At 52.7% G+C, this 25,076-nt stretch carries 24 protein-coding genes; 20 read left to right on the plus strand and 4 right to left on the minus strand.

The window, feature by feature from the left end; translation table 11 throughout:
• Positions 1–73 precede the first annotated feature (73 nt).
• From pyrG to queE, 3 genes are all read left to right on the plus strand, one after another.
• Positions 74–1,711: a glutamine hydrolyzing CTP synthase gene (gene pyrG, locus JY391_RS04595; RefSeq protein WP_042288801.1), complete on the plus strand. Its 1,638-nt coding sequence runs from the start codon at positions 74–76 to the stop codon at positions 1,709–1,711.
• Between the two features lie 89 nt (positions 1,712–1,800).
• On the plus strand, positions 1,801–3,099 hold the full coding sequence (eno, locus tag JY391_RS04600; protein WP_042288799.1) for a phosphopyruvate hydratase: 1,299 nt from the start codon (positions 1,801–1,803) through the stop codon (positions 3,097–3,099).
• A gap of 132 nt (positions 3,100–3,231) precedes the next feature.
• Entirely contained in the window at positions 3,232–3,903 is a 672-nt protein-coding gene (queE, locus tag JY391_RS04605) for a 7-carboxy-7-deazaguanine synthase QueE (RefSeq protein ID WP_042288797.1), read from the plus strand.
• Positions 3,904–3,973: 70 nt separating this feature from the next.
• Here queE and queD read toward each other — a convergent pair whose 3' ends face one another.
• Positions 3,974–4,336, minus strand: coding sequence for a 6-carboxytetrahydropterin synthase QueD (gene queD, locus JY391_RS04610; protein WP_211935290.1), 363 nt, complete (start codon positions 4,334–4,336; stop codon positions 3,974–3,976).
• Between the two features lie 304 nt (positions 4,337–4,640).
• Between queD and cysJ the strand changes: the two genes are divergently transcribed.
• The 4 genes from cysJ to JY391_RS04630 all read left to right on the plus strand — a co-directional run bounded on the left by cysJ (position 4,641) and on the right by JY391_RS04630 (position 12,326).
• A complete protein-coding gene (gene cysJ / locus JY391_RS04615) occupies positions 4,641–6,440 on the plus strand; it encodes an NADPH-dependent assimilatory sulfite reductase flavoprotein subunit (RefSeq protein ID WP_211935291.1) in 1,800 nt (599 codons plus the stop codon).
• Positions 6,440–8,152 (plus strand): assimilatory sulfite reductase (NADPH) hemoprotein subunit, encoded by a 1,713-nt coding sequence (gene cysI / locus JY391_RS04620; RefSeq protein ID WP_042288765.1) that lies wholly within the window; start codon positions 6,440–6,442, stop codon positions 8,150–8,152. The genes cysJ and cysI overlap by 1 nt, the downstream gene beginning before the upstream one ends.
• 99 nt (positions 8,153–8,251) lie before the next feature.
• Entirely contained in the window at positions 8,252–8,986 is a 735-nt protein-coding gene (gene cysH / locus JY391_RS04625) for a phosphoadenosine phosphosulfate reductase (protein ID WP_211935292.1), read from the plus strand.
• Positions 8,987–9,713: 727 nt separating this feature from the next.
• Entirely contained in the window at positions 9,714–12,326 is a 2,613-nt protein-coding gene (locus JY391_RS04630; protein WP_211935293.1) for an autotransporter outer membrane beta-barrel domain-containing protein, read from the plus strand.
• Between the two features lie 52 nt (positions 12,327–12,378).
• Here the strand turns inward: JY391_RS04630 and JY391_RS04635 are convergent, their stop codons facing one another.
• Positions 12,379–13,014, minus strand: a complete 636-nt coding sequence (locus JY391_RS04635; RefSeq protein WP_060569388.1) for a helix-turn-helix transcriptional regulator — start codon at positions 13,012–13,014, stop codon at positions 12,379–12,381.
• A 584-nt stretch (positions 13,015–13,598) separates the two neighbouring features.
• Here JY391_RS04635 and JY391_RS04640 point away from each other — a divergent pair.
• The gene (locus JY391_RS04640; protein WP_211935294.1) at positions 13,599–14,147 is read left to right on the plus strand and encodes a helix-turn-helix transcriptional regulator; all 549 of its coding nucleotides are present in this window, start codon (positions 13,599–13,601) and stop codon (positions 14,145–14,147) included.
• A gap of 207 nt (positions 14,148–14,354) precedes the next feature.
• Entirely contained in the window at positions 14,355–14,636 is a 282-nt protein-coding gene (locus JY391_RS04645; protein ID WP_211935295.1) for a DUF5339 domain-containing protein, read from the plus strand.
• Positions 14,637–15,014: 378 nt separating this feature from the next.
• Here the strand turns inward: JY391_RS04645 and JY391_RS04650 are convergent, their stop codons facing one another.
• Positions 15,015–16,052, minus strand: a complete 1,038-nt coding sequence (locus JY391_RS04650; RefSeq protein ID WP_211935296.1) for an aminopeptidase — start codon at positions 16,050–16,052, stop codon at positions 15,015–15,017.
• 278 nt (positions 16,053–16,330) lie between these two features.
• Here JY391_RS04650 and cysD point away from each other — a divergent pair, with 278 nt between their 5' ends.
• The 10 genes from cysD to JY391_RS04700 all read left to right on the plus strand — a co-directional run bounded on the left by cysD (position 16,331) and on the right by JY391_RS04700 (position 23,761).
• Positions 16,331–17,239, plus strand: coding sequence for a sulfate adenylyltransferase subunit CysD (gene cysD / locus JY391_RS04655; RefSeq protein WP_042288720.1), 909 nt, complete (start codon positions 16,331–16,333; stop codon positions 17,237–17,239).
• A gap of 9 nt (positions 17,240–17,248) precedes the next feature.
• On the plus strand, positions 17,249–18,676 hold the full coding sequence (cysN, locus tag JY391_RS04660; RefSeq protein WP_211935297.1) for a sulfate adenylyltransferase subunit CysN: 1,428 nt from the start codon (positions 17,249–17,251) through the stop codon (positions 18,674–18,676).
• Positions 18,676–19,281 carry an adenylyl-sulfate kinase gene (gene cysC, locus JY391_RS04665; RefSeq protein WP_042288712.1) on the plus strand — a complete coding sequence of 202 codons (606 nt, stop codon included), beginning with the start codon at positions 18,676–18,678 and terminating at the stop codon, positions 19,279–19,281. Before cysN ends, cysC begins: the two co-directional genes overlap by 1 nt.
• A gap of 46 nt (positions 19,282–19,327) precedes the next feature.
• Complete coding sequence (locus JY391_RS04670) at positions 19,328–19,651, plus strand: DUF3561 family protein (protein ID WP_042288710.1); 324 nt, start codon at positions 19,328–19,330, stop codon at positions 19,649–19,651.
• Between the two features lie 182 nt (positions 19,652–19,833).
• Positions 19,834–20,145, plus strand: a complete 312-nt coding sequence (ftsB, locus tag JY391_RS04675) for a cell division protein FtsB (RefSeq protein ID WP_042288707.1) — start codon at positions 19,834–19,836, stop codon at positions 20,143–20,145.
• An 18-nt stretch (positions 20,146–20,163) separates the two neighbouring features.
• Positions 20,164–20,874: a 2-C-methyl-D-erythritol 4-phosphate cytidylyltransferase gene (ispD, locus tag JY391_RS04680; RefSeq protein WP_060569393.1), complete on the plus strand. Its 711-nt coding sequence runs from the start codon at positions 20,164–20,166 to the stop codon at positions 20,872–20,874.
• Positions 20,874–21,353, plus strand: coding sequence for a 2-C-methyl-D-erythritol 2,4-cyclodiphosphate synthase (ispF, locus tag JY391_RS04685; RefSeq protein ID WP_211935298.1), 480 nt, complete (start codon positions 20,874–20,876; stop codon positions 21,351–21,353). The genes ispD and ispF overlap by 1 nt, the downstream gene beginning before the upstream one ends.
• Positions 21,350–22,399, plus strand: a complete 1,050-nt coding sequence (gene truD, locus JY391_RS04690; protein WP_211935299.1) for a tRNA pseudouridine(13) synthase TruD — start codon at positions 21,350–21,352, stop codon at positions 22,397–22,399. Before ispF ends, truD begins: the two co-directional genes overlap by 4 nt.
• Positions 22,380–23,141: a 5'/3'-nucleotidase SurE gene (surE, locus tag JY391_RS04695; RefSeq protein ID WP_042288698.1), complete on the plus strand. Its 762-nt coding sequence runs from the start codon at positions 22,380–22,382 to the stop codon at positions 23,139–23,141. Before truD ends, surE begins: the two co-directional genes overlap by 20 nt.
• The gene (locus JY391_RS04700; protein ID WP_042288697.1) at positions 23,135–23,761 is read left to right on the plus strand and encodes a protein-L-isoaspartate(D-aspartate) O-methyltransferase; all 627 of its coding nucleotides are present in this window, start codon (positions 23,135–23,137) and stop codon (positions 23,759–23,761) included. The genes surE and JY391_RS04700 overlap by 7 nt, the downstream gene beginning before the upstream one ends.
• Before the next feature lie 46 nt (positions 23,762–23,807).
• Here JY391_RS04700 and JY391_RS23725 read toward each other — a convergent pair whose 3' ends face one another.
• On the minus strand, positions 23,808–24,029 hold the full coding sequence (locus JY391_RS23725; RefSeq protein WP_229264090.1) for a hypothetical protein: 222 nt from the start codon (positions 24,027–24,029) through the stop codon (positions 23,808–23,810).
• Here JY391_RS23725 and nlpD point away from each other — a divergent pair.
• Positions 23,935–25,020 (plus strand): murein hydrolase activator NlpD, encoded by a 1,086-nt coding sequence (gene nlpD / locus JY391_RS04705; RefSeq protein ID WP_229264091.1) that lies wholly within the window; start codon positions 23,935–23,937, stop codon positions 25,018–25,020. The two genes, JY391_RS23725 and nlpD, sit on opposite strands and share 95 nt — an antisense overlap.
• Positions 25,021–25,076: the final 56 nt, after the last annotated feature.

Genomic DNA, 25,076 nt, shown 5'->3' on the forward strand with positions numbered 1-25,076 from the left:
CTCGCTGTGTTCGGGTATACTACTTTCCCGTCCTGGTTATTCCATCGTTTCACCCTAACTTCTCAGGTTCAGCATGACAACGAACTATATTTTTGTGACCGGCGGGGTCGTATCCTCTCTGGGTAAAGGCATTGCCGCAGCCTCCCTCGCAGCCATTCTTGAAGCCCGTGGCCTCAATGTGACCATGATGAAACTGGATCCGTACATCAACGTCGATCCTGGCACCATGAGCCCAACCCAACACGGGGAAGTGTTCGTTACTGAAGACGGCGCTGAAACCGATCTGGATCTTGGCCACTACGAGCGTTTCATCCGTACTAAAATGACCCGTCGTAACAACTTTACGACTGGCCGTATCTACTCTGATGTTCTGCGTAAAGAGCGCCGTGGTGACTATCTGGGCGCAACCGTGCAGGTTATCCCACACATCACCAACGCCATTAAAGAACGCGTCCTTGCCGGTGGCGAAGGGCATGACGTTGTGCTGGTTGAAATCGGCGGTACCGTAGGGGATATCGAATCCCTGCCTTTCCTCGAAGCGATTCGTCAGCTGGCGGTCGATATTGGTCGTGAACATGCGCTGTTCATGCACCTGACGCTGGTGCCTTACATGGCGGCGGCTGGTGAAGTAAAAACCAAACCGACACAGCACTCCGTTAAAGAGCTGCTTTCCATTGGTATTCAGCCAGACATCCTGGTTTGCCGTTCCGATCGCGCGATTCCGGCAAACGAACGTGCGAAAATTGCATTGTTCTGTAACGTGCCTGAAAAAGCCGTTATTTCAATGAAAGATGTCGATTCCATTTATAAAATTCCGGGCCTGTTGAAATCTCAGGGTCTGGACGATTATATTTGTAAACGATTCAGCTTGAACTGTCCGGAAGCTAACCTGTCTGAATGGGAACAGGTAATTTATGAAGAAGCCAATCCGGGCGGCGAAGTGACTATCGGTATGGTCGGCAAATACATTGAACTGCCGGACGCCTATAAGTCGGTTATCGAAGCGCTGAAACACGGTGGTCTGAAGAATCGCGTCTCCGTCAACATCAAGCTGATTGATTCGCAGGATGTTGAAACGCGCGGCGTTGAAATTCTGAAAGATCTGGATGCTATCCTGATCCCTGGCGGCTTCGGCTACCGTGGTGTTGAAGGCAAGATCGCCACTGCACGCTATGCGCGTGAGAACAATATTCCTTACCTCGGCATTTGCCTGGGTATGCAGGTTGCGCTGATCGAATTTGCGCGCAACGTAGCGGGAATGGAAAACGCGAACTCTACGGAATTTGTGCCAGACTGTAAGTACCCTGTCGTGGCGCTGATTACGGAATGGCGCGACGAAGACGGTAACGTCGAGGTCCGTACCGAGAAAAGCGATCTGGGTGGTACTATGCGTCTTGGCGCACAGGCTTGCCAGTTGTCCGACGATAGCGTGGTTCGCCAGCTGTACGGCCAGCCAGTCATCACCGAGCGCCATCGTCACCGCTATGAAGTCAACAACATGTTGTTGAAACAAATTGAAGCTGCGGGTCTGCGCGTTGCGGGCCGCTCCGGGGACGATCAGTTAGTCGAGATCATCGAGGTGCCTAACCATCCGTGGTTCGTTGCCTGCCAGTTCCACCCGGAATTTACTTCAACGCCGCGTGACGGGCATCCGCTGTTTGCAGGCTTCGTGAAGGCCGCCAGCGAGTATCAGAAGCGTCAGGCGAAGTAAGAAGTAAACAAGTTAGAACGGCAACGCGTACCAAAGGTACGCGTTGTTTGTCTGGAGTTTTAGTTAACTAGTGACTCGAGGAAAACCTAATGTCCAAAATCGTTAAAGTCATCGGTCGTGAAATCATCGACTCCCGTGGTAACCCGACTGTTGAAGCCGAAGTACACCTGGAAGGTGGTTTCGTCGGTATGGCTGCTGCCCCGTCAGGTGCCTCTACGGGTTCCCGCGAAGCGCTGGAACTGCGCGATGGCGACAAATCCCGTTTCCTGGGTAAAGGCGTAACCAAAGCAGTTGGCGCGGTTAACGGTCCGATCGCTCAGGCTATCCTTGGCAAAGACGCCAAAGATCAGGCTGGTATCGACAAGATCATGATCGATCTGGACGGTACTGAAAACAAATCCAACTTCGGTGCGAACGCAATCCTGGCGGTATCTCTGGCTAACGCCAAAGCCGCTGCAGCCTCTAAAGGCATGCCGCTGTACGAGCACATCGCTGAACTGAACGGTACTCCGGGCAAATACTCCATGCCGGTTCCGATGATGAACATCATCAACGGTGGCGAGCACGCTGACAACAACGTCGACATCCAGGAATTCATGATTCAGCCGGTTGGCGCGAAAACCGTTAAAGAAGCCATCCGCATGGGTTCTGAAGTTTTCCATCACCTGGCAAAAGTGCTGAAAGGCAAAGGCATGAACACTGCGGTGGGTGACGAAGGGGGTTACGCGCCGAACCTGGGTTCTAACGCCGAAGCACTGGCTGTTATCGCTGAAGCGGTAAAAGCGGCTGGCTACGAGCTGGGCAAAGACATCACTCTGGCGATGGACTGCGCAGCGTCTGAATTCTACAAAGACGGTAAATACGTTCTGGCTGGCGAAGGCAACAAAGCGTTCACCTCTGAAGAATTCACTCACTTCCTGGAAGAACTGACCAAGCAGTACCCGATCGTCTCTATCGAAGACGGTCTGGACGAGTCTGACTGGGACGGTTTCGCATACCAGACTAAAGTCCTGGGCGACAAAATTCAGCTGGTGGGCGACGACCTGTTCGTGACTAACACCAAGATCCTGAAAGAAGGTATCGAGAAAGGCATCGCTAACTCCATCCTGATCAAATTCAACCAGATCGGTTCTCTGACCGAAACCCTGGCTGCAATCAAGATGGCGAAAGACGCGGGCTACACTGCCGTTATCTCTCACCGTTCTGGCGAAACTGAAGATGCGACCATCGCTGACCTGGCTGTAGGTACTGCTGCTGGCCAGATCAAAACCGGTTCCATGAGCCGTTCTGACCGCGTTGCTAAATACAACCAGCTGATCCGTATCGAAGAAGCGCTGGGCGAAAAAGCACCGTACAACGGTCGTAAAGAGATCAAAGGCCAGGCGTAATCCTGAACTTTCGTTCTTCTAAAAAACCCGCTTCGGCGGGTTTTTTTATGCCTGCGGTAAAGCAGCTCTCGCACATGACCTTAAGGGCAACATCTGCGATACTTAACGTTTATTCCCCTTACAGAGATGACTATGCAGTACCCGATTAACGAGATGTTCCAGACCCTGCAAGGCGAGGGTTATTTTACCGGCGTTCCCGCTATTTTTATTCGCTTACAGGGATGCCCGGTTGGCTGCGCCTGGTGTGATACCAAACATACATGGGATAAGCTCGCGGATCGGGAAGTGTCGCTGTTCAGCATTCTGGCGAAAACTAAAGAGAGCGATAAATGGGGGGCAGGCAGTGCAGAAGATCTGCTTGCCATCATTGGTCGACAGGGCTGGACGGCTCGCCATGTGGTGATCACAGGAGGGGAACCCTGCATTCACGATCTGATGCCGCTAACCGAACTGCTCGAAAAGAATGGCTTTAGTTGCCAGATAGAAACCAGCGGCACTCATGAAGTGCGCTGTTCTCACTCAACCTGGGTCACGGTCTCACCAAAAGTGAATATGCGTGGCGGTTACGACGTGCTGTCGCAAGCGCTTGAGCGTGCTGATGAAATCAAACATCCTGTGGGACGTGTGCGTGACATTGAAGCGCTGGACGAACTGTTGGCGACGCTGACGGACGAAAAGCAGCGCGTTATCGCACTCCAACCCATCAGCCAGAAAGACGATGCGACCCGACTGTGCATTGAAACCTGTATCGCCCGCAACTGGCGGTTGTCGATGCAAACGCATAAATATTTGAACATTGCCTGACAACTGCGTCAGACGTCACAGTGCAGGCCGGATAAGGCGCTTCGCGCCGCTATCCGGCTTCTTTCAAGGATCATTCGCCGCGATAGACGCAGCCTGCCGTACACGTTTCTTTTACCATCACCGCGCTCAGTAACGGTACTGCGGGTTTTACCTGTTCCCAAATCCACTGCGCCAGCACTTCGCTGGTGGGATTCGACAAACCCGGAATATCATTCAGGTAGTAGTGATCCAGACGGTCATAGGTTGGCTTAAACGCCGCCTTCAGTTCTGCAAAATCAATAATCCAACCCGTGTGCGGATCAACTTCGCCGGTAACCTCCAGGCGCACCATAAAAGAGTGCCCGTGCAGACGACCACATTTATGTCCTTCCGGGACGTGCGGCAAACGGTGAGCGGCTTCGAAGGTGAAATCTTTAAACAGGGTGGTGGTCATCTTAAATTCTCAGTCAGGCAAAAACCGCCGTAGGGTACAGCAAAGTACATTTTTTCGCATTAACTAAAGCGGCCATGACGCGTTGATTACGGAATTGACGCGCTGAATAATGTGTATCTCTATATATTTCAGCGGGTTATTTAATCACTTTTATTGTTAATAACGATAACTAAAACAGGTTAGTCCATTTGGTTATTTGATATTTCCAACCCTTCTTTAATTGTTATTATCCCCGCCGTTAACCTTACCCTCAGTTTGGGTTTTATCGCTTAAATCCGCTTTGCTTACTGGAACATAACGACGCATGACGACACAGGCCCCACCTTCCGCTTTGCTTCCGCTGAACCCGGAGCAGCTGGCGCGCCTTCAGGCGGCCACAACCGATCTCTCGCCCACGCAGCTTGCCTGGGTCTCTGGCTATTTCTGGGGCATGCTGAATCAGCAGCCGGGCGCAGCCGTGTCACCGCCTGCGCCGGTCGCTGAAATGCCGGGCATCACGCTGATTTCCGCTTCCCAGACCGGCAACGCGCGTCGTGTCGCGGAAGCGCTGCGTGATGATTTGCTGGCGGCTAAACTCAGCGTCACGCTGGTCAACGCAGGCGACTACAAATTCAAACAGATCGGCAATGAAAAGCTGCTGGTTGTTGTGGCTTCCACGCAGGGAGAAGGGGAACCGCCGGAAGAAGCCGTCGCGCTGCACAAGTTCCTGTTTTCGAAAAAAGCGCCGAAGCTGGAAAATACCGCCTTTGCCGTGTTCGGTCTTGGCGATACGTCGTATGAATTCTTCTGCCAGGCCGGGAAAGATTTCGACAGCAGGCTGGCGGAACTGGGCGGTGAGCGTTTACTGGATCGCGTGGATGCCGACGTCGAATACCAGCCCGCCGCCGCAGAATGGCGTGCGCGCGTGGTTGACGTGTTGAAATCCCGTGCGCCGGTCGCTGCCCCTTCGCAGGTCATTGCCAGTGGTGCGGTTAACGAAATTCACTCCAGCCCCTACACCAAAGAAGCGCCGCTCAGCGCATCGCTTTCGGTCAATCAAAAGATTACCGGGCGCAATTCAGAAAAAGACGTGCGCCATATCGAGATCGATCTTGGCGATTCCGGCCTGCGTTACCAGCCCGGCGATGCGCTGGGCGTCTGGTATCAGAACGATCCGGCGCTGATTAAAGAGATTGTCGAGCTGGTATGGCTGAAAGGCGATGAACCCGTAACGGTCGACGGGAAAAACCTCCCGCTGTCGGAGGCGTTGCAGTGGCATTTTGAGTTAACGGTCAACACCGCCAATATCGTTGAAAACTACGCCACGCTAACGCGCAGTGAATCCCTGTTGCCGCTGGTGGGCGATAAGGCGCAGTTGCAGCACTACGCGGCGACGACGCCGATTGTCGACATGCTGCGCTTCTCACCGGCACAACTGGACGCAGACGCGCTGATCGGCCTGCTGCGTCCGCTTACGCCGCGCCTGTATTCCATTGCCTCATCGCAGGCGGAAGTGGAAAGCGAAGTGCATATTACCGTCGGCGCGGTACGTTATGAGGTGGAAGGCCGTGCCCGTGCCGGTGGTGCGTCCAGTTTCCTCGCCGATCGTGTCGAAGAAGAAGGCGAAGTGCGCGTGTTCATCGAACACAATGATAATTTCCGTCTGCCGGAAAACCCACAAACGCCAGTCATTATGATCGGTCCTGGTACCGGCATCGCCCCCTTTCGCGCCTTTATGCAGCAGCGCGCGGCGGATGAAGCGCCGGGGAAAAACTGGCTGTTTTTTGGCAATCCGCACTTTACCGAAGATTTCCTCTACCAGGTGGAATGGCAGCGCTACGTTAAAGAGGGCGTGCTCTCGCGCATCGATCTGGCCTGGTCACGCGATCAAAAAGAAAAAGTCTACGTACAAGACAAACTGCGCGAACAGGGCGCAGAACTGTGGCGCTGGATTAACGACGGCGCGCACATTTATGTCTGCGGCGACGCCAATCGCATGGCGAAGGACGTTGAGCAGGCACTGCTGGACGTGATTGCTGAATTCGGCGGGATGGACGCCGAAGCAGCGGATGAATTTTTAAGTGAGCTGCGCGTAGAGCGCCGTTATCAGCGAGATGTCTACTAATGAGCGAAAAACATCCAGGACCACTGGTGGTCGAAGGTAAACTGTCAGACGCCGAGCGCATGAAGCTGGAAAGCAACTACCTGCGCGGCACCATTGCTGAAGATCTGAATGACGGTCTCACCGGCGGGTTTAAAGGCGACAACTTCCTGCTGATCCGCTTTCACGGTATGTATCAGCAGGACGATCGCGATATCCGCGCCGAGCGCGCCGAGCAGAAGCTGGAGCCGCGTCACGCGATGCTGCTGCGCTGCCGTCTGCCGGGCGGCGTCATCACCACGAAACAGTGGCAGGCGATCGACAAGTTCGCGGCTGAAAACACGATTTACGGCAGCATCCGTCTGACCAACCGTCAGACCTTCCAGTTCCACGGCATTCTGAAGAAAAACGTGAAGCCGGTGCATCAGATGCTGCACTCCGTTGGACTGGATGCGCTGGCGACCGCCAACGACATGAACCGCAACGTGCTCTGCACCTCGAACCCGTATGAGTCTGAGCTGCATGCCGAAGCCTACGCGTGGGCGAAGAAAATCTCTGAGCATCTGCTGCCGCGCACCCGCGCTTATGCGGAGATCTGGCTGGATCAGGAAAAGGTCGCGACCACCGATGAAGAACCGATTCTCGGTCAGACCTATCTGCCGCGTAAGTTCAAAACCACGGTGGTGATCCCGCCGCAGAATGATATCGATCTGCATGCCAACGACATGAACTTTGTCGCCGTGGCGGAAAACGGCAAGCTGGTGGGCTTTAACCTGCTGGTGGGCGGCGGATTGTCCATCGAACACGGTAACAAGAAAACCTATGCCCGCACCGCGAGCGAGTTCGGCTTCCTGCCGCTGGAGCACACGCTGGCGGTGGCGGAAGCGGTGGTCACCACCCAGCGCGACTGGGGTAACCGTACCGACCGTAAAAACGCGAAAACCAAATACACCCTGGAGCGCGTGGGCGTTGAGACATTTAAAGCGGAAGTTGAACGTCGCGCGGGGATCACATTTGCGCCGATTCGCCCGTATGAATTCACCGGTCGCGGCGATCGTATCGGCTGGGTAAAAGGCATCGACAATAACTGGCACTTGACGCTGTTTATTGAAAATGGCCGTATTCTGGATTATCCGGGCCGTCCTCTGAAAACGGGTCTGCTTGAGATTTCAAAGATCCATAAAGGTGAATTCCGCATTACCGCTAACCAGAACCTGATTATTGCCGGCGTGCCGGAGAGCGAAAAAGCGAAAATAGAGAAGATCGCGCAGGAGAGCGGCTTAATGAATGCCGTAACGCCGCAGCGGGAAAACTCAATGGCTTGCGTCTCGTTCCCGACCTGTCCGCTGGCAATGGCAGAGGCTGAACGCTTCCTGCCGACCTTTATTGATAAGGTCGATACGCTGATGGCGAAGCATGGGGTGAGCGATGAGCATATTGTTATGCGCGTGACCGGTTGCCCGAACGGCTGTGGCCGCGCCATGCTGGCGGAAGTGGGGCTGGTCGGGAAAGCGCCGGGTCGTTACAACCTGCATCTGGGCGGCAATCGCATCGGAACGCGTATTCCCCGCATGTTTAAAGAGAATATCACCGAGCCGGAGATTCTGGCCTCGCTGGATGAACTGATCGGGCGCTGGGTGAAAGAGCGCGAAGCGGGTGAAGGCTTCGGCGACTTTACGGTGCGTGCGGGCATTATTCGCCCGGTGCGCGATCCTGCGCGGGATTTTTGGGAATAACCACGCCTTTGCCCGGAGGCGCTTCGCTTACCGGGCCTTTAGGTTTTCAGGCCGGGCAAACGTCATTGCCGCCCGGCAATACAGGCAAACGAGGTTCTTATGTCCATACTCGATCTAAACGCCCTGAACGATCTGCCAAAAGTTGAACGTGTTATGGCGTTGGCAGAAATCAACAGCCAGCTGGAAAAACGGGATGCAGAAGGCCGCGTGGTCTGGGCGCTGGAAAATCTGCCCGATGAATACGTGCTGTCGTCCAGCTTTGGCATTCAGGCGGCGGTCAGTTTGCATCTGGTCAATCAGATCCGCCCGGACATTCCGGTGATCCTCACTGATACCGGTTATTTGTTTCCGGAAACCTACCGCTTTATCGATGAGTTAACGGACAAGCTTAAGCTGAACCTGAAGGTGTACCGCGCGACTGAAAGCGCCGCCTGGCAGGAGGCGCGCTACGGAAAACTCTGGGAGCAGGGCGTTGAGGGCATTGAGAAATACAATGAGATTAACAAGGTCGAGCCGATGAACCGTGCGCTAAAAGAGCTGAACGCGCAAACGTGGTTTGCCGGTTTGCGTCGCGAGCAGTCCGGGAGTCGGGCCCATCTGCCGGTGCTGGCCATTCAGCGTGGGGTGTTTAAGGTGTTGCCCATCATCGACTGGGACAACCGCACGGTGTACCAGTACCTGCAAAAGCACGGCCTGAAATACCACCCGCTGTGGGATGAAGGCTATCTCTCGGTGGGCGACACGCACACTACCCGCAAGTGGGAGCCGGGGATGGCAGAAGAAGAAACCCGCTTCTTTGGCCTGAAACGCGAATGCGGTTTGCACGAGGGGTAATTTCTTCAGGAAGGTTGAATCACCATAATACTTGCCCTGCTGAAACATAAGAAAGCCTACAGGTCCTTTTATTCCATATTCTAATACCACTCAACCACTGCGTTTTGATGTTATGGAATAATCAGTAAAGCATTCAATGAAAAACTCTTGATACTCCAGTGAGTTATGTGTTGACAGATCCCTGCGAAAGCGGGGATTCATTGACGATAACCATGTTGTTACAGGACTAAAATTCTGGGACTTTCGTCACGGTATCCCGCCATCAGGCGCCCGCTTATTTTCCCGAAAATGTCTGCCCTCTTCCAGCCTGTCACGATACTTTAGCAAAAAGTGCTGAAAGTGAAATTTCGTTATCTCATAAAAAGAGAGCAATATTCCTGGAGTAGTTAAGAAAATTCAGCCAAAAAAAGCATCTGCAATTTTATCTAACTGTTTTTGCAATATGTAAAATTTATATTTATTGGCGATAACTCATTTAGGTTAGGATTTTTCCATAAAAAATCACGTTTCGTAATTATATCACCATCTTGCTTAGTTTTATTCTTTTCCATACCATAGCAATTAGGGGATGGTATATATAGGAAGGAACTCCAACCTGCTGATTTTTTTAATGTATCAGTCGCATCATTTTATTTCCCTCCCGCTATTACCCGCTAAAAATCCCCAAGTATTTTACGCAAGAGGGGCGTTTTTTTTATTTTTATCTGTATCACACGCATGGTATTAAATGATGAAGCTTAAAACACAACTGACGACACTTGCATTTCTGACGGCGATATCATTATCGCAATCTTCCTTTGCCGCGACATTTTGCGGTAGCCGCACCAGCGTATCGTATGGCGGCTCTGCAACGGTGACTGGCGATCTTGACGCAAATCGCTGCATCGAAATTGGCGCATATAACTATGGTGGGGTTAATGGCTACGCTGGCACGGCAATGAACGTCAATATGTTGAGCGGTAGCCTGATGAGTGTGCTCGGTTTTATGGAAGATTCTATCGTCAACTCGGGCGCCGAAGTTTACATCACGCAGGTCTCAAAAATAGCGAATGGTGGTTTTGATAGTACAGTACCCGCTACCGCATCCAATATAAAAATTAAAAGTGGCGGCTTAGTACGCGTATATGATGGTGGCACGCTGCAAAATTCTCATCTGGAAGGGGGGACCGCTTATGTTTCTAACAGTGGAAACACCGGGAGTACTGGTAAAGCCATAGATAATAACGTCAGTGATGGCGGGAAATTATTTGTCTACGAAGGTGGCAGCAGCAGCGGTACCGTTATTGATCAAGGCGGCTACGAATATGCTCAGCAGTCTGGAGTCTCCAGTAATGCGCAGATTAACGGCGGCATCCAGTATGTGACCTTATCAGGTATCGCAAATAGCGCGACCATCAATGAAGATGGACGTCAATATGTCTATAACAGCGGCGTAGTGAATGATACAACCATCAACAGCGGTGGCATTCAGTACTTGTTTATCAACGGTTCGGATACATCAGCCATTGCCGGCGTCGCCAATAATACGACGTTGTTTGGTACCGGGGCGCAGGTATTACAACAGGGCGGTACGGCTAACATCGTCACCCTGAATGATAATGCCGTACAGACTATTTACGCTGGCTCTGCAGCGAATAATGTGACGCTGAACGATGCGGCGATACAGACGGTGTATGGTAATGCGACCACGGAAAATGTCACCATTAACGGCAGCGCGAAATCCTGGTTGGCGAATAGCGCAACAATGACAGGAGCAACGCAGGTTAATGGCCGGGGGCAATTGCAGCTTTCGACATCCGCTGATGGCGGGGCGAGGGCAGATAACGTAGCGCTGAATGGCAGCGATTCAACATTGTTGATTATTGCCAACAGCAGTGACAGTGACGCGGCAACCGTAGGGGCCTTGTCTGGACAAGGTAATGTCAGGTATTACACTGGCAGCGATGCCACCAGCGGTGCGGCTATTTACTCCAGACTGAATGTTGACTCACTGTCTGGCAATTTACATTTTTACTTCAATACCTCTTTAGAAGGCGGCAAAGGGGACTACCTGAACATCACCACGGGTACCGGCAACCATAACGTTACCGTTGCCGATTCAGGTGCGGAGATCACAGAGCCGGATAGACGCAGCCTTGATATTATTTCCGATGCAAGCGGTGGAGCGAGTTTTAGCCTTGCCACGCTCGCCGGTACCAATATTAATGCCATTGACGGCGGTACCTACATGTATTCGCTTTATGAAAGAGATGAAGACACCGGTAAAATTTGGTATCTGGCAGCAGAAAAAGAGCCTGTAGTCGAAATTCCGGAGCCAGAACCGGGAGAAGAAACTCCGACTCCTGAACCGGGCGAAGAAACCCCGACACCTGTCGATCCTACACCTGATCCGGGTCAGGAAATTCCGTCCATCACGGACAAGCCGAAAACCACGCCCGCGACGGATGCTGTGCTTTCTATGTCAGCGGCGCCCGTTATCATGTTTAAAAACGAGATGCAGAATTTACGCTTCCGGCAAGGCCTGGCGGAGAAAACGGAAGGTGACAATGGCGCATGGGTGCGTTTCACGGGTGGAAACTCAAATATCGACAGCGGGCATACTGACTTTAAACTAGAGCAATCAGGAATAGAGTTAGGCGTTGACCAAATAATGGCAACCGAAGGCGCCAAAACACGTGTTGGTCTGTTTACAAGCTATAACAGCGGTAAGGTGAAGCACGCGCGAGGGGGCGTAAGCCGTATTGATAGCCTTAGCGTTGGCGCACAGGCCACCTGGTTTCACAACGAGGGATGGTATGTTGATGGCATACTGAAGTACAACCATTTTGATAACGCTTTAAATGCAGTATCGACAAATGGAAGCGGTATTTCGGCCGATTACAGTCAACATGCTCTGGGCGCAGCGATCGAAGTGGGTAAGAGCATCCATTTCCAGAACCATTTTTGGTTTGAGCCGTATGCAAAGGTTGCCGCAATTCAGGTTAAAGGTCAGGATATCAAACTGAATAATGGCATGAAAGGCAGCATTGACGATCAGGATTCGCTGACCACAGAAGCTGGTTTTAATCTTGGACGCACTTTCTTGCTAAACAAAGGGACATCTATTACACCGTATTTCAAAGCGGCGTGGGTGCATGAATATGTCGACAACAACAGTACGACAATTAACCAGCGCAATACGTTTACCACCAATCTTTCCGGTGACCTGGGAAAAGCGGGTATCGGGGTAAGTGCGTCCTTCAACAAGGAGCTTTCACTGTTTGCCGAACTTGATTATGCAAAAGGGAATAAGCAAGAAGACCCTGTTCAGGCGAATCTTGGATTCCGTTACAGCTTCTAATCATCCATGTTATCTCTTCTGAACAACAAACCGGTACGTTGTGCCGGTTTGTTTACCAGCTGACCCGATGTTTCAGACGTAACTGCTCTAAGCGTTTTAAATTACCCAGTTTCTTACACAGCGAGTATTGGTAATTATAAACACTCTTAACAGAACAGTTGAGTTTTTGTGCGATGAAAGACGTTGAGTGCCCACTTCCAAACATCCTTAAAACTTGCATTTCATTTTCTGTTATTTCAACAATACCTTTAGGTTTCACCTTTTTTCCGCGTAAGATATCTTCTGCGTCCTTCATAAAGGAGGCGCGTTCGTTGCCTGCCACCAGTATAGCAATAATCTCTTTTCTTCTGTTAAACCAGTACCTGGCCATTGACTTCATTGACCGGTCGGTGACCAGTACAATGCTCATCTCAAAATTTTTAAGTTTTTCCAGCCAGGCAATGTCGATGAACAATGGCAGATTCTCAATGCAAAAATCAACAAAGATAACGCCCCTTGGTAATTTGCACGCGTATTTTCTGAAGACTAAATGATGCAGTGATGCCGAGAAAAAATAGTTGTCCTCAGGCCATATGATTATTTTTTTATTTTCACAAAGTACAGCCCAAATGGTCTTTTGATCGCTGGTTGGGCAATGTAACCCACAACCTACACAGTGAGTGATATCGGGTATTTCTTTTATTTTCAAAATGTACCTTCACAATTAATTTATTTTCGAAGAGAACCATAATGAAGCGAGTATGAACAAACAGTAAACATATTTCTTTATCGAAATATATTTACGTTGACATACAGAAAATAGCGGAAATTTAAGAAAAGCCCGTTTCCCGTTAAGCACCCGAACGCCTAAAAGTTAAAAAAGTGGAAACAAAAAAGCAATGATACTTTGTGATGCCAGGTGTTTTTAGCCCCACAGAGCGAGAGCTGCTTTCATTTTCGAAGCATTTTGTGAAACACATTTAACATTTTGTGCTATTTACCTTTACATAAACCCGAGCCATCGCCAGCAATAATCCTAAAATTGTCTGGAAAGAATCCTGGTAAACAGGATAAAAAGCAATATCAGTATCGCATGACCTCGAGATACTTTTCTGCGAAGCATCAGAATAATCCATGTTTTTCATAATAATAGAGAAGTGAAATATATCTAGAATAGCAACAAATAAAACAATAATATTTAGATAAGGAATGTTATTTCTCCATAATGGACGCATTGTGAACTACCATAAAGATTACCCCATTAAATGCCAAAGCTGTGCCTGGCAATGTAATATGACCGATACTTTTAACGTGCGCATGCTCAATTGCATGGAGAGTCAATATATTATCTGGCCTATAGGGAATTTCCTACTGGAAAAAGGAATAACTCTCTTGCTGAAGGATAATTATTACAATATTCATTCGGGTGGGATGATTTTTGTTGATTTTTCCCATTATTATCTTTCTCTATTTTCTGACGATGCATGGCTGAATCATTTGAAAAAAGTGCCGATGAAGATAATTTTGCTTAGCGATCAAACGATGGAGCCTCTTGCCGGTTACTGGAAACATAAGGAAACGTGTATCGTTGATGTATTGACTGTACGAACTTATAAGCCGTTAGCATTGCGCAAGTCCGGACGTATGGTTTCAATGAACCAGAGCCAAAAGATAACGAGGGCGACGGGTCTTGAAGTAAAGATCCTGCATTTACTCCTTTCCGGTTACAGCACCCAGGAAGTGGCGGAAATAGTCAGAATAAGCAACAAAAGTGTTTTTAACCTAAAGTACTCTTTAGAGCGGAAGATGGGTAAAAAGTTGAAAGAATTGATTATTTTATAAATGCCAGTCTTTCTTATCAGCCTCTTCTCATCTGAGGGACAGGGTTAAAAATGTCGTCAGGCGTCGAACTGTGATCTGTTTGCCGAAAACTAAAATGAATAATCTGAAAATAATGTCTGAAGCTGTTTTACCCTCTGGTTTGCATTACTCTTGATAACGTTATTGCCGGAGGCAGTAACGTCATTTTAACACTGAGGGACAAAACAGATGAAAAAAATCATTTTTGCTGCGGCACTGACGCTGGTGTCCGGCACTTCTTTTGCAGCAATCACCGAAACCTGTCAGCAATATTTTAACGATGTTGATACATTAATTGTTGAAGCGTCAAAATCCAGCGAACAAGCTAAACAACAAATGGAGGCCATGAAACCGCAGTTGGAACAGGCTAAAAAACAACTTGCGGAATTACCGGCGGAAAACCAGGATGCAGGCTGTAAGCAAGGTGCGGCGGCGCTGGTTCAAATGAAACAGTCCATGGGGCTCAAATAACGCCCTGGTTATACCGCGTACCGCAATTACTTCCGGGCCGGATAAATTGTTGACGTTATCCGGCTTTTTGCAGTTTGCTATTCCCGTTGGCAAAATGCACCCTTCACATCACATTACTCGTCATCGATTTACTTTGCGTTAAATTGCTTTTTTATAACGATTCTTCAATGTGATTATTGGGTTTTCTCTTCTCTCATTTTACAGCGCTGACTATTTCGGTAGAAATTTTCAAATAATAATTCCGTATTCCTGCTACTTAATAACAGTTTTATTTCCTGAAAAATTAGTGTGGCGCCAGAGAATTGCGTGAAGGCGATCTGTGGTCATGGAGACTGGCAACTGGCCCTGCGTGCGTCAGGGCCAGGCGATATGGGAAACTTAAGACGCTTTCGCCAGCTCTTTCACCAGCGGCAGCATGATACGCATCACGTCCCGGTTGCGGCGCTCAATGCGTCCGGGAAGCGCTTTATCGATATGCTGCTGGTTATCCAGGCGAACGTCGTGCCAGCTGTTGCCTGCCGGGAAGGACGCCGTTTTCGCGCGCTGTTGATACCCGTCTTTTTTACCGAGGTTCCAGTTCGTGGCCTCAACGGAAAGCACCGCAATTCCGGCTCTGTCGAACACTTCCGCATCGTTACAACAGCCGGTGCCTTTCGGGTAATCCTTATTCATCCCCGGATTGGTGGTCGCGGCAATGCCGTGACGGCGGGCAATGGCGAGCGCCCGGTCGCGGGTTAATTTGCGCACGGCTTCCGGAGTGCGCTGTCCGCTATTAAAGTACAGCTTATCGCCAGTAATCAGGTTATCGAGATTAATCACCAGCAGGGTGTTTTTCTTCTCCGCTGCGCTCATACGCTTGAGGAGATTTTCCGCGCCGAGTTTGCCTTCTTCCTCGCCGCTGGTGGCGATAAAACGAATGCCGTATTCGGTGGGGACATCTTTCAGCCGTTCGGCCAGCTCGAGCATCACGCCCAGACCCGCGGCGTTATCGTCCACGCCCTGTAGGGTCAACCCGCCCAGATTCGCGTCGATGTCGGCGTCGCTTTGCGGGGCGTAGGTATCCAGGTGCGCCATGATAATAATTTGCTGCGGCGCTTTGCCTTCATGGGCGGCAATCACGGTGCTACCGGTCACGTTATGCCAGTTCTTGCGGTTATCTTTCGCGGTATAAATATAACGGCTGTTAAAGGTACGAATATCGCTGCGATACCCCATTTGCGCAAACTGCTGACGTAAATAGTCAGCGGAAAGCATTTCAGCCGGGGAACCCGTCATTCGACCGGGAAAGACGGTCGCAATATGCCGGGTTTGTAATGTCGCAAAATCGCCAGGTGACGATGCTGACGCCTGTGCGGGAGCCATAAAGCAGACGCCGAGGGCCAGGATGGCGACAAAACGGCGCGTTGCGGAAAACATAGTGAGTCCTTAAATAGCCTGCCAGGGAGACGCCCTGAATACAAAGCAAAAATTTTAACCCGCCTAGTATGAAACCGCGGCCCGACTAACACAATTTCATTTGCTCTGAAATGCCCGAAAAACCGCTGGCTTAAGCACTTTTTGATATGTACTTTCCCAGATCGTTATTCCTTTGAGGAACTACTCATTCCAATTCGTAATTTCATTCGTTCTGCTGCGCTCCCTATAGTCGGGTTATCTGACGCGCTCGACAGTAGCGGTATTGTAAAGGAACGGCTATGGACCAAAAACGACTCACCCACCTGCGACAGCTGGAAGCGGAAAGCATCCATATTATTCGCGAGGTGGCGGCAGAATTCTCCAACCCGGTAATGCTCTATTCTATTGGTAAAGACTCCAGCGTCATGCTGCATTTGGCGCGTAAGGCGTTTTACCCGGGAACGCTGCCGTTTCCGCTGCTGCACGTCGACACCGGTTGGAAGTTCCGCGAAATGTACGAATTCCGCGACCGTACCGCGAAAGCTTACGGTTGCGAGTTGCTGGTGCATAAAAACCCGGAAGGGGTAGCGATGGGCATTAACCCGTTTGTCCACGGCAGCGCCAAACATACCGACATCATGAAAACCGAAGGCTTGAAGCAGGCGTTGAACAAGTACGGGTTTGACGCTGCGTTCGGCGGCGCGCGTCGTGACGAAGAAAAGTCTCGCGCTAAAGAGCGCATTTACTCTTTCCGCGACCGTTTTCATCGCTGGGATCCCAAAAACCAACGCCCGGAACTGTGGCACAACTATAACGGCCAGATTAACAAAGGCGAGAGCATCCGCGTCTTCCCGCTTTCTAACTGGACGGAACAGGATATCTGGCAGTACATCTGGCTGGAAAACATCGAGATTGTCCCGCTGTATCTGGCGGCTGAGCGTCCGGTGCTGGAGCGCGACGGCATGCTGATGATGATCGACGACGATCGCATTGACCTGCAACCGGGGGAAATGATCAAAAAACGGATGGTGCGCTTCCGCACCCTCGGCTGCTGGCCGCTGACCGGCGCGGTTGAATCGAACGCCCGGACATTACCGGAAATTATTGAAGAGATGCTGGTTTCGACCACCAGCGAACGTCAGGGGCGGGTCATCGACCGCGACCAGGCAGGCTCTATGGAGCTGAAGAAACGTCAGGGGTATTTCTAAGGAGCCGCCATGAACACCACACTTGCACAACAAATCGCCAATGAAGGCGGCGTCGAAGCCTGGATGGTCGCCCAACAGCATAAAAGCCTGCTGCGTTTCTTAACCTGCGGCAGCGTGGATGATGGCAAAAGTACCCTGATTGGTCGTCTGCTGCATGACACCCGCCAGATTTACGAAGACCAGCTCTCATCGCTGCATAATGACAGCAAACGTCACGGGACGCAGGGCGAGAAACTGGATCTGGCGCTGTTGGTGGATGGCCTACAGGCTGAACGCGAGCAGGGGATCACCATTGACGTCGCGTACCGTTATTTCTCCACCGAGAAGCGCAAATTTATCATCGCCGATACGCCTGGGCACGAGCAGTATACCCGTAACATGGCGACCGGCGCGTCCACCTGCGATCTGGCGATCCTGCTGATCGATGCGCGAAAAGGCGTGCTGGATCAAACCCGCCGCCATAGCTTTATTTCCACGCTGCTGGGGATCAAGCACCTGGTCGTGGCGATCAACAAAATGGATCTGGTCGGTTTCAGCGAAGAGACTTTTGCGCGCATTCGGGAAGATTACCTGAACTTTGCCGGGCAGTTGCCGGGGGATCTGGATATCCGCTTTGTGCCGCTGTCTGCGCTGGAAGGCGACAACGTGGCTTCCCGAAGCGAGAGCATGCCGTGGTACAGCGGCCCGACACTGCTGGAAGTGCTGGAAACCGTTGAGATCCAGCGGGTGGTGGACAACCAGCCAATGCGCTTCCCGGTGCAGTACGTTAACCGTCCGAACCTTGATTTTCGCGGTTACTCCGGCACTCTGGCCTCCGGGAGCGTCAACGTGGGTCAACGCGTTCGGGTGCTGCCGTCCGGCGTGGAGTCCAGTGTGGCCCGCATCGTCACCTTTGACGGCGATTTGGAGCAGGCGTTTGCCGGTGAGGCGATCACCCTCGTTTTAAAAGATGAAATCGATATTAGCCGCGGCGATTTGCTGCTGGATGCGGGCGACACGTTACCTGCCGTACAACGCGCCGCTGTAGATGTGGTGTGGATGGCAGAACAGCCGTTGGCGCCGGGTCAGAGCTACGAAGTCAAAATTGCCGGCAAAAAGACTCGCGCGCGCATTGACGGCGTGCAGTATCAGGTAGATATCAACAACCTGACCCAGCGTGAGGTGGAAAACCTGCCGCTGAACGGCATTGGCCTGGTTAATCTGACCTTTGACGAACCGCTGGTACTGGACACCTATTCGCAGAATCCGGTGACCGGCGGACTGATCTTTATCGACCGTCTCAGCAACGTTACCGTCGGGGCGGGCATGGTGCGTGAGCCCATTGCGCAGGCAGCGACAGCCTCAACCGGGTATAGCGACTTTGAGCTGGAACTGAATGCGCTGGTGCGCCGTCACTTCCCCCACTGGGGCGCGCGCGATCTGCTGGAGGGCAAATAATGGCGCAGCATGACGAAAATGTCGTCTGGCATGCGCATTCCGTTACGCCGCACCAGCGTGAGCAACGCCATGGTCATCGTGGGGTTGTGCTGTGGTTTACCGGGCTTTCTGGGTCGGGAAAATCGACGGTGGCCGGCGCGCTGGAAGAAGCGCTGCACGCGCTCGGCGTCAGCACATATTTGCTTGATGGCGATAACGTGCGCCACGGCCTGTGCAGCGACCTGGGCTTTAGCGATGCCGACCGCAAAGAGAACATTCGTCGGGTCGGCGAGGTAGCGAATCTGATGGTGGATGCCGGGCTGGTGGTGCTGACAGCGTTTATCTCGCCGCACCGGGCGGAGCGGCGGATGGTGCGTGAGCGGGTAGGCGAAGGGCGTTTTATTGAGGTGTTTGTCGATACGCCGCTGGAAACCTGTGAAGCGCGCGATCCAAAGGGGTTATATAAGAAGGCGCGCGCCGGTGAGTTGCGCAACTTTACCGGTATTGATGCGGTTTACGAAGCCCCTGAATCGCCAGAGATTCATCTGAATGGTGAACAATTAGTAACAAATTTGGTGAGTCAATTGTTAGACCTGCTGAGACAGGACGATATTATCAGATCCTGAGACACCTGACCTGTTTGCCCGGTCAGTCAAGGTTACAGGATTCGATATGCGTAATAGCCAGAACATCACCCTCCCGGCGTCCGAAACGTTTTCTGCCGATGACGAAACCACCTGGTCGCTGCCCGGCGCCGTGGTGGGATTCGCGTCATGGCTGCTGGCGCTGGGGATCCCTTTTTTGGTGTATGGCCCTAACACCTTGTTTTTCTTCATCTATACCTGGCCATTCTTTCTGGCGCTGATGCCCGTCGCGGTTGTCGTGGGCATCGCCCAACATTCCCTCTTCAACGGAAAATTGCGCTACAGCATTGTCGCCACGCTGCTGACGGTGTGCGCGATGTTCGGCGCACTGTTTTTGTGGCTGCTGGGCTAAAGCGCGACCGCTGTCCATAATTCAAACCGTAACCAACAATGAGATGATGTTCCCGGGGTGCCGGGTATACGTTATGCAGGGCAAATGTGGTACATTTGCCCGCGTTGTCGCGGCATTCCCGCCCACAGCATAGAGTCGTTTGTGGAAGTATGGGATGATAGTGCCGTTTTTCAGGGGGCAGGATGGGTAAACTAACGCTGCTGTTGCTGGCTTTACTGGTCTGGCTGCAGTATTCGCTGTGGTTCGGTAAGAACGGTATACATGACTACAGTCGCGTCAACGATGACGTGGCGGCGCAGCAGGCGACGAACGCCAAACTTAAAGCGCGTAACGATCAGCTTTTCGCCGAAATTGACGATCTCAATGGCGGTCAGGAAGCTATCGAAGAACGCGCACGCAACGAACTCAGCATGACGAAACCGGGCGAAACGTTTTATCGCCTGGTGCCCGACGCGTCTAAACGCGCGCAAACTGCGGGGCAAAATACTCGATAAACCATCCAGGGATTTAACATGGCAGCCACTTATTTGGATGTTTGCGCCGTGGTGCCGGCGGCCGGCTTTGGCCGCCGTATGCAAACTGAATGTCCTAAGCAGTACCTCTCGATCGGCAATAAAACCATTCTCGAACACTCGGTCCATGCGCTGCTGGCGCACCCTCAGGTCACCCGCGTGATCATTGCCATCAGCCCAGGCGACAGCCGCTTTGCACAACTTCCGCTGGCGCAACATCCGCACATCACCGTGGTGGACGGCGGCAATGAGCGTGCCGATTCCGTTCTGGCCGGGCTTCGCGCCGCAGGCGACGCAGAATGGGTGCTGGTGCACGACGCGGCGCGCCCCTGTCTGCATCAGGATGATCTCGCCCGCCTGCTGGCGATCCGCGAAACCAGCCGCACCGGCGGGATCCTTGCCGCCCCGGTGCGCGACACGATGAAGCGCGCCGAACCGGGCGTTGCGGCCATCGCCCATACCGTCGAACGCACCGATCTATGGCATGCGCTGACGCCGCAATTTTTCCCGCGTGAACTGCTGCATGACTGTCTGACCCGCGCGCTGAACGAAGGCGCGACCATTACCGACGAAGCCTCGGCGCTGGAGTACTGCGGCTTCCATCCACAGCTTGTTGAAGGGCGGGCTGATAATATCAAAGTAACGCGTCCGGAAGATTTAGCGCTGGCTGAATTTTATCTGACCCGAAAAAACCATGAGGAGATAGCGTAATGCGAATTGGACACGGTTTCGACGTACATGCCTTTGGCGCCGAAGGCCCGGTTATCATTGGCGGCGTGCGCATCCCGTATGAGAAGGGCCTGTTAGCGCATTCTGACGGCGACGTCGCGCTCCACGCGCTGACCGATGCGCTGCTCGGCGCAGCCGCGCTGGGGGATATCGGCAAGCTGTTTCCGGATACCGATCCGGCATTTAAAGGCGCGGACAGCCGTGAATTGCTGCGTGAAGCCTGGCGTCGCATTCAGGCCAAAGGCTATACCCTCGGAAACGTTGATGTGACGATTATTGCCCAGGCGCCAAAAATGCTGCCGCACATTCCGCAGATGCGCGTGTTTATCGCGGAGGATCTCGGCTGTCACATGGATGACGTTAACGTGAAAGCCACCACCACGGAAAAACTCGGCTTTACCGGACGGGGGGAAGGGATCGCCTGTGAGGCGGTCGCGTTACTGATAAAGGCGGTGAAATGACAGCGTTTGACGATCTCACCTGGCTCCACGGCAAACCGCAGAGCACCGGGCTGCTGAAAGCCAACCCGGAAGATTTTGTGGTTGTGGAAGATTTAGGTTTTGAGCCCGACGGTGAAGGTGAGCATGTCCTGGTGCGGATCCTCAAAAACGGCTGCAATACCCGTTTTGTCGCGGACGCGCTGGCGAAATTTCTGAAAATTCACGCCCGGGAAGTCAGCTTTGCCGGGCAAAAAGATAAGCATGCCGTCACCGAACAGTGGCTGTGCGCGCGCGTGCCAGGCAAAGCGATGCCGGATCTGAGCGCCTTCCAGTTGGAAGGTTGCAAGGTGCTGGAGTATGCGCGCCACAAGCGTAAGCTACGTTTAGGCGCCCTGAAGGGTAACGCGTTTACGCTGGTGCTGCGCGACATCAGTCAGCGTGATGAGGTGGAATCCCGTCTGAAGGCGGTTAATGAGGCGGGGGTGCCCAACTATTTTGGCGCGCAGCGCTTCGGCATTGGCGGCAGTAACATACAGGGCGCGCTGCGCTGGGCGCAAAGCGATGCGCCGGTGCGCGATCGCAATAAACGCAGTTTTTGGTTGTCGGCGGCCCGTAGTGCGTTGTTTAATCAAATTGTCAGCGAGCGTTTGAAAAAACCAGACTTTAATCAAGTTGTTGACGGCGATGCGCTACAATTAGCGGGACGCGGAAGCTGGTTCGTGGCGACGTTGGAAGAGAGGGCGGAATTACAGGCTCGCGTCGACGCTAAAGCGCTGATGATTACGGCTTCGCTTCCCGGTCGCGGTGAATGGGGAACCCAGCGTGATGCGCTGGCGTTTGAACAGGCCGCTATCGCGGAAGAAACGCAGTTACAGGAATTACTGGTGCGTGAAAAAGTAGACGCGGCGCGCCGGGCGATGCTGCTTTATCCGCAACAGATGCGCTGGAACTGGTGGGACGACGTCACCGTCGAACTGCGTTTCTGGCTACCTGCGGGGAGCTTCGCCACCAGCGTAGTGAGGGAACTGATTAACACAATGGGTGATTATGCGCATATTGCTGAGTAACGATGACGGGGTCCACGCACCCGGTATACAAACGCTGGCGAAAGCGCTGCGGGAGTTTGCCGACGTACAGGTCGTCGCCCCGGATCGTAACCGCAGCGGCGCGTCGAACTCATTAACGCTGGAATCTTCGCTTCGCACCTTCACCTTTGATAACGGCGACATTGCGGTCCAAATGGGTACGCCCACTGACTGCGTTTATCTGGGCGTAAATGCACTGATGCGTCCGCGTCCGGACATCGTGGTGTCCGGGATTAACGCCGGGCCGAATCTCGGCGATGATGTGATTTACTCGGGGACCGTCGCCGCGGCGATGGAAGGACGGCATCTTGGTTTTCCGGCGCTGGCCGTTTCGCTGGACGGCTATCAGCATTACGAGACCGCCGCCGCCATCACCTGCCGTATCCTGCGCGCATTAAGCCGTGAGCCGCTGCGTACAGGACGGATCCTGAACATCAACGTCCCGGACCTGCCGTTGGATCAGATCAAAGGGATCCGCGTAACCCGCTGCGGCAGCCGCCATCCGGCGGATAAAGTGATCCCGCAGGAAGATCCGCGTGGCAATACGCTGTACTGGATTGGCCCGCCGGGCGACAAGCATGACGCCGGGCCTGACACCGATTTCGCCGCGGTGGAGGACGGTTATGTCTCCATTACGCCGCTGCATGTGGATTTAACCGCGCACAGCGCGCATGATGTGGTTTCTGACTGGTTAGACAGCGTGGGAGTTGACACGCAATGGTAAGCAGACGCGTACAGACGCTTCTTGATCAACTTCGCGGGCAGGGGATCCGCGATGAGCATGTGCTTGAGGCGCTAGCCGCCGTGCCGCGCGAAAAATTCATCGATGAAGCGTTTGAACATAAAGCCTGGGATAACATCGCGCTACCGATAGGACAGGGGCAGACGATCTCGCAGCCCTATATGGTCGCGCGGATGACCGAATTGCTGGAACTGACGCCGCAGTCGCGGGTGCTGGAGATCGGCACGGGTTCCGGGTATCAGACGGCGATACTGGCGCATCTGGTGCACCATGTCTGCTCGGTCGAACGCATCAAAGGGCTGCAATGGCAGGCGCGCCGTCGCCTGAAACAGCTTGATTTACACAATGTTTCAACTCGTCACGGCGATGGATGGCAAGGTTGGCAAGCACGTGCGCCGTTTGACGCTATCATTGTGACGGCAGCACCGCCGGAGATCCCGACTGCGTTAATGACGCAGCTGGACGAGGGCGGCATTCTCGTTTTGCCTGTGGGCGATGAGCATCAGTTTCTGAAACGGGTGCGTCGTCGGGGCGGCGAATTTATTATCGACACCGTGGAAGCCGTGCGTTTTGTTCCCCTGGTCAAGGGCGAACTGGCATAGAAAACGGCCTGAATACCTGGAGTTTTCCTGGTTATTTTGCAACAGGTCAGCGTATTGTGAAGACGTTTTCCAGTGCTTTCATGGTTATTATGTCACTGGTTGTTAACCAATTTTTTCCTGGGGGATAAATGAGCGCGGGAAGCCCAAAATTCACCGTCAGCCGCATCGCGGCATTGTCACTGGTTTCGTTATGGCTGGCAGGCTGTTCAAATTCCTCTAATCCGCCAGCGCCAGTCAGTTCCGTTAATGGCAGCGCCCCTGCGAACACGAATTCTGGGATGCTGATTACGCCCCCGCCGACAATGGGGAGCGCGAATACCGCACAGCAGCAAATGCCGCAAATTCAGCCGGTCCAGCGTCCGGTGAGTCAACCGACGCAAATCCAGCCCGTTGCGGAGCAACCCGTTCAGATGGAAAACGGTCGTATTGTGTACAATCGTCAATATGGGAACATTCCGAAAGGTAGCTATACCGGCGGCAGTACCTACACCGTTAAAAAGGGCGATACGCTATTTTATATCGCGTGGATCACCGGCAACGACTTCCGCGATCTTGCGCAACGGAATAACATTCCGGCCCCGTATGGCCTGAATGTTGGGCAGACCCTCCAGGTCGGCAACGCGTCCGGTGCGCCAATCACGGGCGGAAATGCGATCACCCAGGCCGATGCGGCCGCGCAAGGAGTTGTGACCAACCCTGCACAAAATTCCGCCGTCGCTGTTGCGTCGAAACCGACAATTACGTATTCTGAGAATTCAGGTGAACAAAGTGCTAACAAAATGTTGCCTAACAACAAGCCTGCTGGGACAGTTGTCACAGCGCCTGTAACGGCTCCGGCGGTTAGCACAACCGAATCGACTGCAAGCAGTACGTCTACCAGTTCGCCAATTTCAACATGGCGCTGGCCGACGGAAGGCAAAGTGATCGAAAACTTTGGCGCTACCGAAGGGGGCAATAAAGGGATCGACATTGCAGGCAGCAAAGGACAGGCAATTGTCGCGACCGCAGATGGCCGCGTCGTGTATGCCGGTAACGCGCTGCGCGGTTACGGTAATCTTATTATCATCAAACATAACGATGATTACCTGAGTGCCTACGCCCATAACGATACAATGCTGGTCCGGGAACAACAGGAAGTGAAGGCGGGGCAAAAAATAGCGACCATGGGTAGCACCGGAACCAGTTCTACACGCTTGCATTTTGAAATTCGTTACAAGGGGAAATCCGTAAACCCGCTGCGTTATTTACCGCAGCGATAAATCGACGGAACCTGGCTGACACTTGCTAGTTCCGTCAAGGGATCACGGGTAGGAGC

This window comes from Citrobacter sedlakii (assembly GCF_018128425.1).
GTDB classification, from domain to species: Bacteria; Pseudomonadota; Gammaproteobacteria; order Enterobacterales; family Enterobacteriaceae; genus Citrobacter_A; species Citrobacter_A sedlakii.